Genomic DNA, 11,657 nt, shown 5'->3' on the forward strand with positions numbered 1-11,657 from the left:
TCCGTCGCTTATGGGTAGCTTCGCGGCATATGCGGTCACGGGTGAGAGAGACGTGCGGGAGTGCCATGACGACGACAGCCGACGACGCCTCACGGGCGGAGGACGCCTCCGAAGGAGCCGAGGAGACCGAGGAGGCCGCCCGACGAGCGGTGCGGCGGGCCACGGAGCAGCTGCTGGCCCGGCAGCACACGGAGGGGTGGTGGCTGGGCTTCGCGCAGTGCGACATGAGCTATGACGCCCAGGACCTCTTCCTCCGGCATTTCCTGGACCGCACGGACGCCCAGGTGACCGCGGCGACCGGCCGGTGGATCCGTTCCCGGCAGAGCGCGGACGGCACCTGGCCCATCGCCCCCGGCGGCCCGGGCGACCTGGGGATCACCCTCCAGGCGTACGTGGCGCTCCGGCTGGCCGGGGACCGGCCGGACGAGGACCACATGCTGCGCTGCGCGGCATGGGTGCGCGAGCAGGGCGGCGTCGCGGCCGCCCAGCTGACCCCTCGCCTGTGGCTCGCCATGCTCGGCTTGTGGAGCTGGGACGACCTGCCCGAGATGCCGCCCGAGATCATCGCCCTGCCCAAATGGGCGCCGTTGAACATCTACTCCTTCAACGCCTGGATCCGCCAGGTACTCGTGGCCCTCAGCATCATCAGTGCGCACCGGCCCGTGCGGCCGGTGTCCTTCGGCATCGACGAACTCCTCGCCCCGGCCGGCGCTTCCGGGCGTCCTCCTGCGCCGGGCAACGGCTGGGAAGGCGTCTTCCGGCGCGTCAACGACGCCCTGCGCGTCGGCCGCCGGATCACTCCCCGTGCGGTCCGCCGGTCCGCGACGCATGCGTGCACCCGCTGGCTCCTCGAACGCCAGGAGACGGACGGCAGCTGGGGAGGTGTCACGCCGATGACCGCTTTCTCGGTGCTCGCCCTGCACCTTCAGGGTTACGCGCTGGACCATCCGGCGCTCAAGGCCGCCCTGGATTTCGTGGCGGACAGCGCGGCCTGGCCCGAGGACGGCGTACGGAAGCTGGAGACCGTCCGCAGTCCCGTGTGGGACACCTGCTGGTCCGTCACCGCCCTCACCGACGCCGGTCTGCCGGCCGACCACCCCTCGCTGGTCAAGGCCGCCGACTGGCTGCTCGCCCAACAGGCCACCGGGCCCGGTGACTGGGCCGTGCGGCACCCCGGCCTCGCCCCCGGCGGCTGGTCCTTCGAGTTCCACAACACGGTCTGGCCCGACCTGGACGACACGGCCGAGGCGGTCATCGCGCTGCGCCGTGCCGCCCACCCGGACCGGGGCCGCGTCGGCGGTGCGGTGCACCGGGCGGCGCACTGGACCCTCGGCCTGCAGGGCAAGGACGGTGGCTGGGCGGGCTTCGAACCCGGCGTCACCGGCTTCCTCCCCGGCAAGCTGCCCTTCTTCGACATCGGCGACCACTGCGTCGACCCGCCCACGGCCGACGTCACCGCGCACGTGGTGGAGATGCTGGTCGTCCTCGGGATGCGGGACGATCCCCGCACCCGGCGCGGCGTCCGCTGGCTGCTCGACCACCAGGAGGACAACGGTGCGTGGTACGGCCGCTGGGGCGTCAACCACCTCTACGGCACCGGCTGCGTCCTCCCGGCCCTCGTCGCCGCCGGGGTCCCCCGCGGCCACTCCGCCGTCCGGCGCGCCGTCACGTGGCTGACGTCCGTACAGAACGAGGACGGCGGCTGGGGCGAGGACTGGCGCTCGTACAGCGACCCGGCGTACCACGGCCGCGGTACCTCCACCCCCTCGCAGACCGCCTGGGCGCTGCTCGCCCTGCTCGCCGCGGGGGAAGGCGACGGTGCTGCGGTCCGGTCCGGGGTGCGCTGGCTGACCGAGCGGCAGACGGCTGCCGGCTCCTGGGAGGAGTCGCAGGCCACCGGTGCCATCGTGCCTCCGACGGTGGCCATGAACTACGAGAACTACCGGCTCGTCTTCCCCCTCATGGCCCTGGGCCGCTACGTCCGGCACCGAGAGTCCTGAGCCGGTGGCCGTCGGCCGGGCCGGCCCCGGTGTCGGGGCCCGTGCCCGCCCGGCAGTGGGAGCGCGTGCGGGCGTGGAGGACGAGCAGGGCCAGCGCGCCCGCCGCTGCGGACCAGGCGAACGAGAGCAGTGCGTGGCCCCAGGGGGCGAGGGAGGTGAAGGCCGCGGCCAGCGCGAGCTGGTTCGCGCCGTACAGCGGGAAGGCGGCCAGGACGGGCAGGTCGGCCACGTTGAGGACCGGGTTCTGCAGGCCGGTGTCGACCAGGCTGAGCATGATGACGAGGAAGAAGCCCTCCAGCTCACCGCGTACCAAGGAACCCAGCAGCAGACCGATACCGCCGTACGCGAGGCCCGCGCCGAGGACCGCGAAGGCCAGCGGCCCCAGCTGGCGTACCGGCAGGGAGAGCCACAGCACCGCCATGGTGTAGAGGGCGAGGAGTGCGGCGATGAGGGCCACGGCGGTGACCTTCGCCAGCAGCATCGGGACTCGTGGGTACCCGGCGAGCAGCAGCCGGCGGTCCAGCTCCCCGGCCTTGAACGTTTCCATGAACGTCACGAATCCGGTGACGAGTGTGACGGCGGCGAGGGCGTTGGCCACCTGGCTGACCTGACTCGCCCGGGCGAGGACGGTGCCGCCGGCGGAGTCCAGCGAGAAGCCCATCACCTGCTCCGAGGCGCACACGAGCGCCACGGCGATCCAGCCGGGGATGAACACGACGGCGAGGAGGAGGGCCATCCGGTTGCGCAGGTGGCCCAGCAGGGTGCAGCGCAGCATCTCGGCGAACGCCGCCCGGTGCAGCCTCATCGGACGAGCTCCTCGAGGTCGAGACGGCCGTCGCGCAGATGGCCGACCGCGTCGAAGCGGTGCAGGTCGTGCAGCAGGTGCGAGACCACGACGATCGACCGTCCCTGGTCGCGCAGCCCGGCGGCCAGGGCCCAGAAGCGCTGGTGGGTGTCCCAGTCGAAGCCCTGGTAGGGCTCGTCCAGCACCAGCAGCTGCGGGTCGTGCATCAGGGCGAGCAGCAGGTTGAGCTTCTGCCGCGTCCCGCCGCTCAGCTCGCCGGTGCGCTGTCGCCGGCAGTCGGTCAGCGCGAGGAGGTCCATCAGCTCGCGGGCGCGGTCCAGCGTCGGCAGCCGGTGGGCCACCTGGAAGAGCCGCAGGTGCTGTCCGACGGTGAACGAGTCGTTCAGCACGGCGCGTTGCGGGCAGTACCCCACCGCACCGGTCCGTAGGACCGTGCCGCGGTCGGGTGTCAGCTGACCCACGGCGATCCGGAGCAGCGTGCTCTTGCCCGCGCCGTTCTCGCCGACGACTCCGGTCAGCGTCCCCGCCGGCACGTCGAGGTCGGCGCCGCGCAGCACGTGCCTGCGGCCGTACGCCTTCCACACCCCGCTGAGCCGCAGCCGTGACGGCCGTTGTGTGTCCTCTGCCCGCACGACGGGTCCCCCTGGTCAGCGTAGTGTGTAGATGGAGGCGGCAAGGGCGAGGGTGTACCACTGTTCCACCAGGCGGTAGGTCCGCTGGTCGTGCTCCGGGCCGCGCAGCAGCATCACCCGGACCGCCAGCAGCAGGCTCAGGCCGCCGAGCACCAGGTCCGTCGCGACGATCCACCAGTGCGGGCCCGCCGGCGCCATCAGGAAGCGGTGGATGGCCACGGGTCCCACCGCGAAGCCGGCGCACAGGAAGATCCGGGTGCGCGTCTCGCCGAGGACCAGGGGCATGGTGGAGCGGTGCACCGCGCGATCGCCGTTGATGTCGCGGAGGTCCTGGACGGACATGAGCAGGGTCACGGTGATCATCAGCGTCACGATCCAGCGCCAGGCGTCCGGTGTGAGGACGCCGACGATCTCCCAGGCGGCCGCCAGCTGGGCGACGACCCCGACCCCGGCGTACAGGTTCCTGCCCAGCCAGTGCCGGCCCCAGCCGTACTCGTGCTGGAGCAGCGAGAGGATCTGCCACATCAGGGCCCATTTCAGGACGCCCAGGCAGTAGCCGTACGCGGGGAAGGCGATCCGGACGGCGATCAGACGCAGCCGGGCGCCGCGGAGGGTGCAGTCGCCCGTGACCAACGGCCGGAAGGGCTTGTTGAGGCGGTCCTCCTCCACTCCGACGAGCTGGTTGGCCAGGGTGTGCTCGTAGACGAACAGCCAGAAGTACAGCGCGCCCATACCGACGGTGACCACCGTCTCGTAGGGGGACAACCGTGCGTGCACGGTGGCCGCGATGACGAAGCAGGTGGCGGGGAACACGGTGGTCCAGCGGTCGGCGCGGATGAAGAGCCAGCTCAGCTGGATCTCGCGCCAGGCGCTCTGCAGAACCGCCGCGGGAGCCCGCGTGGTCATCGTCGTCATTGCTCGGCTCCGTACTCCGTGCTCGGGCAGGCGGTTTCCGTGTGCGGGTCGGTCGGGATCGTGCCGCGGCTCATGCCGTGCGGTGTACGGTCGCCTCCGCGACGGCCTCCAGGGTGCGGACCGCGTCGGCCGGGAAGGGCGCGGCGGCCAGCGCGTCCAGCGCCTGCCGGTACCGCTCCTCGATCATCCGCTCGACCGCGTCCCGGGCCCCGGTGCTGGTGAGGATGGCGCGGACCTCCGCGGCTTCCCGCTCCCCCAGACGGGGGTCGCCGATCAGCGCGCGCAGCCGGCCGGCCTGGGCGGGGACGGCGGCGCGCAGGGCATGGGCGATGAGGCTGGTGCACTTGCCCTCGCGCAGGTCGTCCAGGTGTGACTTGCCCATCCGGTCCGGGTCGCCGAACACTCCGAGTACGTCGTCCCGGAGCTGGAACGCCTCGCCGAGGGGCACCCCGTAGGCGGTGCAGGCGTCCATGACCTGTTGTCCGGCACCGGCGAGCGCGGCCCCCACCTGCAAGGGCCGTTCGATGGTGTACTTGGCCGTCTTGTAGCGGACCACGGTGAGCGTCGTCTCGACGCTCACGTCGAGGTCGCCGGTGGTGAGCAGGTCCAGGTGCTGGCCGGCGATCAGTTCGCTCCGCGCGAGGTCGACGCAGCGCAGTACGGCGGTCCGGTGGGTGTCGGGCATGGGCGTGGTGTGCAGCAGTTCGTCGGACCAGACGAGGGCGAGGTCACCCACGAGGATGGCGCCGCCCAGGCCGAACCGCTCGGCCAGCGACGGGAGTTGGTGATTGTCGGCCAGCAGCCGGTGCACCGTGGGGCGCCCGCGACGGCTGTCGGCGGCGTCCATGATGTCGTCGTGGATGAGCGCGCAGGCGTGCGCGAGTTCGATGGAGGCGGCCAGCCGGACGGCGTCCGCGGGATCGCCCCGCCCCCCTGCCGCACGCCATCCGGTCACGCACAGCAGCGGGCGGACCCGCTTCCCTCCATCGAGGAAGTCGTGCAGGAGGAGCGCGAGCGCCGACTGGCCGGGCAGGGCGGCGGTCTGCGCCTTCTCCGTCAGGAACGCCCGGAGGAGGTCGTCGATGGCCGCGCGGGGCGCGAAGAAGTCGGACTCGGCCGTGAGCGTTTCAGCACTCATGGGAGGAGCGTGGTCGGTGTGCGCCGGACAGGTTCAATTTGGCCATTCATCCGATCTGTCGGTAGGCGCGTACGCGCGGAGCCGGAGCGCAGGCGCGAGCGCGGTGAACGAAAAGGCAAACTACGCATATTCAGCTGACATGTCCAGCTTAGCCCTTTTGATGTGTTTCGCCCGGTAGGATCGTACCGGGGAATGCCACGTCGCACCCGCACACCTGACCGTGGCCGCCGCCACCGCTGACGGTCACTCACTCCGTGTTCGCGTGGGCCGCGCGGGCGTGCTCGTTGTCCACCTCCAGCAGGTGGGCGAGGCGGAGCGCCACGACGTCCAGGCCGACATGGGTGGCCTGGTCGAAGAGGCTGGAGAGCGGCTGGACGCTGGGGGCCTCACCGGCGCGCCGGTACTTCGTCGCGGCGGGGAGCAGCAGGACGGAGGCGGCCAGGGAGCCGAGCGGGGAGTCCGGCGCGGTGGTCACGGCGTGCACCTCGGCGCCCGCCCTGACGGCCTGTTCCGCGACCCGCACCGTGCCGGCCGTGGTGCCCGAGCCGGAGACCGCGACGACGGTGTCGCCGTCGGCGACGGCCGGGGTGGTGGTCTCGCCGATGACGTGGACGGGCAGGCCGAGGTGCATCAGCCGCATGGCGAAGGCCTTGGCCATGAAGCCGGAGCGGCCCTCACCCGCGACGAAGACGCGGCGGGCGCGCAGGAGTACGGCCGCGAGCGTGTCGAGCGCCGTGGCGTCGACGGCGGCGAGCACGCCGCGCATCTCGTCCTGCACGGTGTCCAGCAGGGCTGCGGTGGTGGGGAGTTCGCGCCGGTCGGTCATGGTGGTTCCTTACGTGGTGGGAGGGTGGGTGCGGCGGGTGTCAGCGGCCGGCGGCCGCGGCGAGGGAGCGGGCCGCCGCTCCGGGGTCGGCGGCGGCGGTCACCGCGGAGCCGACGATGACACGTACGGAGTCGGGGCCGGTGAAGGCCGGCAGGTCGGCGGCGGTCAGGCCGCCCGCGACGGCGACCCGGCGGCCGTGCCGCCAGGGCCCGAGGAGATCGGCGGGGTTGCCGCCGGCCCGCTGGGCGTCCTTGCCGACGTGGGCGGCGAGCACGGTGTCGGCGGGGAGCCGCGCGGCGAGGGCGGCGCGCCGTCCCCCGGTGGTCCGCATCAGGTCGACGACGGTCTCGGTACCGCGTTCGGCGGCGACGCGCACGGCGGCGTCCAGGGTCGCGTCGGCGGCGGCCCCGAGGACGGTCGCGGAGGCGGCGCCCGCGTCGTACGCGAGGGTGAACTCGAACACCGCGTCGTCCGCGGTCTTCAGGTCGGCCAGTACGGGGACGTGCCCCGCCGCCGCGGCGACCTCGGTCACGGCGCGCATCCCGAAGTGCTTGATCAGCGAGGTGCCGACCTCGATCCAGTCGGTGTGCGGGGCGACGGCCTCGGTGATCCGGACCGCCCGCGCCAGGGGCATCCGGTCCAGGGCGATCTGCAGCTCTACGGCCATGAGGCCAACTCCTCGTGTTTCTCAGGGTGTCCGGACGGGTCGGTCAGGCGGCGGCGTGGGAGCGGAGGAACGCCGTCAGCCGGGTGCGGGTGGGCAGGCCGTCCCGGTCGCCGTGGCTGGTGGTGGCGAGGGCGCCCACGGCGGCGGCCCTGGCCAGGGACGCGCGCGGGCCGAGCCCGTCCAGGTGGGCGCTGATCAGCCCGGCCGCGAAGCCGTCGCCCGCACCCACGGTGTCGACGGCCCGTACGGGGAGGGCGGGCTGCGCCCAGGTCCCGCCCGCGGCGTCGTACAGGTCTGCGCCGCGCGCGCCGTCCTTGAGGACGACGCGGCGCACGCCCCGCGCCAGGTACCAGCGGGCCACGTCGGCGGGGGCCCGCTCGCCGGTGAGCAGCCGGCCCTCGTCCAGTCCCGGCAGTACCCAGTCGGCGCGGGCCGCCAGATCGTTGACGGTCCGGACCATCTCGTCGCGGTCGGGCCAGAGCGCGGGGCGCAGGTTCGGGTCGAACGAGACGGTGAGCCCGGCGGCGCGGGCCGTGGCCATGGCGCGGTGGGTGAAGGCGCGCGCAGTGGGCGAGAGGGCGGCGGGGATGCCGGTCACGTGGAGGTGGCGGGCGCCGCGTAGGTAGGCGTCGGTGGCTTCGGAGGGCGCCAGGCGGCTGCCGGCGGAGTGCCTGCGGAAGTACACCACCTCCGGGTCGCCCGCGGTGACGCGGCTCTTGAGCTGGAAGCCGGTACGGGCCTCGGGGTCCACGGTCACCTGGGCGGTGTCCACGCCCTCGGCACGCAGGGCGGCGAGCGCGTGGGCACCGAGCGGATCGTCGCCGACGCGCCCCACCCAGCCCGCCCGGTGGCCGAGGCGGACCAGTCCGGTGGCGACGTTGATCTCGGCGCCGGCCAGCGAGCGGGTGTAGTGGGTGACGTCGGCCAGCGGTCCGTCGTCGGCGGCGACGAGCATGCCCATGACCTCGCCGAAGGTCACCACGTCGAGGCGGCGCCGAGGGGGAGGGCTGGGGGTCAACGGGGGCCTCCGGCGCGTACGTGGGTGGTCGGGGTGCCGAGGGGTGTGGTCAGAGTGCCGATGCCGGCGACGGTGGCGTCCGCCCGCCCTCCTGGGCCGATCGGACCGTACTCGCCGGGGGCGCCGGTGAGGACGACGTCACCGGGGCCGAGCGGCAGGAAGCCGCCCAGGTAGCAGAGGATCTCGGCCACGCCGCGGGCGAGTTCGCGGGTCGAGGCGGGGCGCAGCGGTACGCCGTCGAGGGCGAGCGATACCTCGGTGTCGTCGGGTGCGGGGAGCTCGGTCTCGATCCAGGGGCCGAGCGGGGTGAAGCCCGGCCGGCCTTTGGCCGAGGTCCACAGCGGGTCGTCGCGTTGCAGGTCGCGGGCGGTGATGTCGTTGGCGACGGCCCAGCCGAACACGGTGCGCAGGACGGTGTCGGGGGTGTGTCCGGCGGGCGAGTCGGCGAGGACGACGGCCAGTTCGGCCTCGGCGTCGACGCGGCCGATGCCGTCCGGGAGGTACACCGGCTCCTCGGGGCCGATGACCGAGCGGGCAGGCTTGAGGAAGGCCTGCGGGGGCCGGGCGCGGTCGGCCGGGCCGGTGTTGCGGGCCATGCCGACGACGGTGCGCGGCTCGACCGGGGCGAGCAGCCGGACCTCGGCGAGCGGGAGGCGGCGGCCGAGGCGTACGGGTGCACGGGCGGCGGCGCCGCCCGCCGCTCCCCCGGCCGCGAACGGGTCGGCGACGAGGTCGGCGGTGTCACCGTCGAGTACGGCGTGTGCGGTGCCGCCGGCGTGGGCGATCCGGGCGATGCGCATGCTGCTGTCAGGCGTCCTTCGTGAGGGGTGCCGTCAGCGGCACCGGGACGGCGTCAGCGCGGGGCGCCCGTACCGCGCACATCAGCGCGGCGGCGAGTACGAGGCAGCCGGCCATGGTGAGGAATGACGTGGCGGTGGAGCCGGTCACGTCGTTCAGCGTGCCGATCAGGTAGCTGCCCGCGAAGCCGCCGAGCGCGCCGAAGGAGTTGATGAGGCCGACGGCGGCGGCGCTCAGCTTCTGCGGGAGGAGTTCGGGGATGGTGGCGAAGTAGGGGCCGTACGGCGCGTACATACCGGCCGCGGCGACGCACAGCAGCGGGTACGACAGCCAGAACGCGTCGCCGAGCAGGTAGGAGCCGTAGAAGCCGGCGGCGCCGAGCAGCAGCCAGGGCCACACGTACCGGCCGCGGGCGCCGGCCCGGTCCGAGGCGCGGCTGTTCCAGAGCATCGCGGCACAGGCGAAGACGTACGGCAGGGCCGAGATGAGGCCGGTGAGGCCGATGCCCTCGTCGCTGCCGGCGCGGACGATGGACGGCAGCCAGAAGACGAAGCCGTAGACGCCGAGGCTCCACAGGAAGTACTGGAGGGAGAGCAGGACGACGTTGCGGGAGCGGAGCGCGGCGAGGTAGCTGCCGCCCGCCGCGGGCAGCCGGCGCTGTTCGGCGGCGAGGGCGCCTTCGAGGGCCGTGCGCTCCTCGGGCGTCAGCCACTTGGCGTCGCGCGGATGGTCGTCGATGCACTTGTGGAAGACGACCGCCCAGATCAGGGCCGGTACGCCCTGGGCGATGAACATGCCGTGCCAGCCGACCCATTCGACGAGATAGCCGGAGACGACGGTGAGCCACAGGACGGTGGCGGGGTTGCCGAGGATGAGCCAGGTGTTGGCGCGGCCGCGCTCGCGGGAGGTGAACCAGTGGGTGATGTGGATGACCATCGCGGGCAGCACCGCGGCTTCGGAGACGCCGAGCAGGAAGCGCACCACCATCAGCACGCGCACGTCGGGGATGAGTCCCTGCGCGGTGGCGAGCACGCCCCACAGCACCAGGCACCACACGATGAGCTTCTTGACGCTCCGTCGCTCGGCATAGATGGCGCCGGGGATCTGGAAGGCGAAGTAGCCGAGGAAGAACAGCGAGCCGAGCAGGGCCGAGACGGAGCCGGTGATGTGCAGATCGTCGGCCATGCCGCCGGCGGCGGCCACGGAGAAGTTGGAGCGTTCCAGGTAGGCGAAGCTGTAGGTCACGAAGACCACGGGCATCAGCCGGGTCCAGCGCCGGCGGCTGAGGGCGGCGGCGGGCGCCGGGGCGGCGGCCGGGGGCGGGGTCGTCGACATCCAGGAGGCCTTTCTCCCGAGACGGCAGGGCAGGGCGAGCGGGTTTTTGCCACGATGCGGCAAGGCCTGCCGCAAGCTGAAAAGAGAATGGCGGCCACGTTTCCGCCTGTCAACGGATTGTTTCCGTATGGAAGAAACCCTTGCCGCGATACGGGAAACGGTGTGGGAAACTGACGACATGTCCGCCAGCACTTCCGCCCCCGCTCCGCCCTCCGACATGGTCGGCAAGGCCCTGCACGTGCTCACCCTGCTCGGCGAGCGCCCGGGCGGCGTCACCCTCTCGGAACTCGCCCGCACTTCCGGCTTCCCGACCAGCACGTGCTACCGGCTCCTGAAGTCCCTCACCCGGGACAGCTTCGTGGAGTTCGACGCCCGCTCGAAGCACTACACGCTCGGCCTGCGGGTGTACCAGCTCGGCCAGCGGGTCTCGCACGCGCACGGCTTCGCCGGGGTCGCGCTCCCCGTGATGCGCAGGCTCGCCGAAACCTGCCGGGAGGCCGTCCTGATGTCGGTACTGGACGGCGACAAGCAGCTCTACATCCACCACGTGGAAGGCCCGCAGCAGGTGAGCGTCCGCGGCGAGCCCGGCAAGCACGGCCCGGTGCACTGCACGGCGATGGGCAAGGCACTGATCGCGTTCGCCCCGGCGGACGTACGCCGAGCACTCGTCGACGGCGTCGAACTGACCGCGCTGGGCCCCAACGCGATCACCGACCGGGCGGCCTTCCGCACGGAGATCGAGACGGTACGGGCCCAGGGGCACGCCGTCGCCGACGAGGAACACGAACCCGGCATCCGGGCCCTCGGCGTCCCCATCACCGGCCCGGACGGCATCGCACACGCCGCACTCTCGGTCGCGGCCCCCGCCTTCCGCATGCCCCTCCCCGACCTGCTGGCCCTCCGCCCCGCCCTGACGACCGCAGCCCAGGAACTCGCGGCACTGCTGCCGCCCAGGGCCTGCTGAGGCCGTGCCAGAAACCGGAGCGCCTGCCGGCTGCCGATCGTCCACGAAGCCGGGCCGTGTCGACGTCTTCACGTCCGTACGGACGGCTGGATACGTTCTGGGGTATGGAAGGCATGGAAGTCGACCTCGTCCTGAGCGACAAGCTGAGCGCGGACGTGATGGATGACATCGAAGCGGAGTTCCGGGGGTGGGGGCTCACTCCCACCGTCCGGCTGCTTCCGCCCAGGCGGGGCGCCCAGTTCGATCTGCTCGTCCTGGCCACCTTGCCGCTGGCTTCCTTCCTGAACACCCTGGCCTCGAAATTCGCCGAGGACGCCTTCCAGAGTCTGCGCAATCTGATCCAGCGCGTGCTTCCCGGACGGACGACGGCCACCGGTACCGCACACGTACTCGTCCTCCAGGACGAGCAGAGCGGCACCCGGATCACCCTGGAACCCGACCTGCCGATCGAGGGCTACCACGCCCTTCTGACCAGCGATCTCGCCGCATCACCCGGCGCCACCCTGCGGTACGACCGGGCCCGGCACGCATGGAGCTCCGGCTGACCCTGCGCCCCTTC

At 72.7% G+C, this 11,657-nt stretch carries 12 protein-coding genes; 3 read left to right on the forward strand and 9 right to left on the reverse strand.

From position 1 onward, the window contains the following. The first annotated feature begins 65 nt into the window (after positions 1-65). The gene (gene shc / locus AAC944_RS04290; RefSeq protein ID WP_030611932.1) at positions 66-2,000 is read left to right on the forward strand and encodes a squalene--hopene cyclase; all 1,935 of its coding nucleotides are present in this window, start codon (positions 66-68) and stop codon (positions 1,998-2,000) included. On the opposite strand, the gene AAC944_RS04295 is transcribed toward shc, so the two are convergent. The 9 genes from AAC944_RS04295 to AAC944_RS04335 all read right to left on the reverse strand — a co-directional run bounded on the left by AAC944_RS04295 (position 1,960) and on the right by AAC944_RS04335 (position 10,134). Then, a complete protein-coding gene (locus AAC944_RS04295) occupies positions 1,960-2,805 on the reverse strand; it encodes a hypothetical protein (RefSeq protein WP_051871583.1) in 846 nt (281 codons plus the stop codon). The genes shc and AAC944_RS04295 overlap by 41 nt on opposite strands. Next, positions 2,802-3,437 (reverse strand): ABC transporter ATP-binding protein, encoded by a 636-nt coding sequence (locus AAC944_RS04300; RefSeq protein ID WP_030611924.1) that lies wholly within the window; start codon positions 3,435-3,437, stop codon positions 2,802-2,804. Before AAC944_RS04300 ends, AAC944_RS04295 begins: the two co-directional genes overlap by 4 nt. Before the next feature lie 15 nt (positions 3,438-3,452). Further along, the gene (stsC, locus tag AAC944_RS04305; RefSeq protein ID WP_030611922.1) at positions 3,453-4,352 is read right to left on the reverse strand and encodes a somaliensene A/B synthase; all 900 of its coding nucleotides are present in this window, start codon (positions 4,350-4,352) and stop codon (positions 3,453-3,455) included. A 70-nt stretch (positions 4,353-4,422) separates the two neighbouring features. Then, positions 4,423-5,490, reverse strand: coding sequence for a polyprenyl synthetase family protein (locus AAC944_RS04310; protein WP_030611919.1), 1,068 nt, complete (start codon positions 5,488-5,490; stop codon positions 4,423-4,425). Positions 5,491-5,737: 247 nt separating this feature from the next. Then, positions 5,738-6,316: a 6-phospho-3-hexuloisomerase gene (gene hxlB / locus AAC944_RS04315; protein ID WP_051871582.1), complete on the reverse strand. Its 579-nt coding sequence runs from the start codon at positions 6,314-6,316 to the stop codon at positions 5,738-5,740. 40 nt (positions 6,317-6,356) lie between these two features. Continuing rightward, entirely contained in the window at positions 6,357-6,983 is a 627-nt protein-coding gene (locus AAC944_RS04320; RefSeq protein ID WP_030611913.1) for an orotidine 5'-phosphate decarboxylase / HUMPS family protein, read from the reverse strand. A gap of 43 nt (positions 6,984-7,026) precedes the next feature. Continuing rightward, entirely contained in the window at positions 7,027-8,001 is a 975-nt protein-coding gene (locus tag AAC944_RS04325) for a sugar kinase (protein WP_030611910.1), read from the reverse strand. Then, positions 7,998-8,801: a fumarylacetoacetate hydrolase family protein gene (locus tag AAC944_RS04330; protein WP_051871581.1), complete on the reverse strand. Its 804-nt coding sequence runs from the start codon at positions 8,799-8,801 to the stop codon at positions 7,998-8,000. The genes AAC944_RS04325 and AAC944_RS04330 overlap by 4 nt, the downstream gene beginning before the upstream one ends. A 7-nt stretch (positions 8,802-8,808) precedes the next feature. Then, complete coding sequence (locus AAC944_RS04335) at positions 8,809-10,134, reverse strand: MFS transporter (protein ID WP_051871580.1); 1,326 nt, start codon at positions 10,132-10,134, stop codon at positions 8,809-8,811. Between the two features lie 178 nt (positions 10,135-10,312). On the opposite strand from AAC944_RS04335, the gene AAC944_RS04340 reads away from it, so the two are divergent. Together AAC944_RS04340 and AAC944_RS04345 are read left to right on the forward strand one after the other, a co-directional pair. Then, complete coding sequence (locus tag AAC944_RS04340) at positions 10,313-11,098, forward strand: IclR family transcriptional regulator (RefSeq protein ID WP_037771736.1); 786 nt, start codon at positions 10,313-10,315, stop codon at positions 11,096-11,098. A 104-nt stretch (positions 11,099-11,202) separates the two neighbouring features. Continuing rightward, on the forward strand, positions 11,203-11,643 hold the full coding sequence (locus AAC944_RS04345) for a hypothetical protein (RefSeq protein WP_051871579.1): 441 nt from the start codon (positions 11,203-11,205) through the stop codon (positions 11,641-11,643). Positions 11,644-11,657: the final 14 nt, after the last annotated feature.

The organism is Streptomyces sclerotialus, assembly GCF_040907265.1.
GTDB lineage: Bacteria > Actinomycetota > Actinomycetes > Streptomycetales > Streptomycetaceae > Streptomyces > Streptomyces sclerotialus.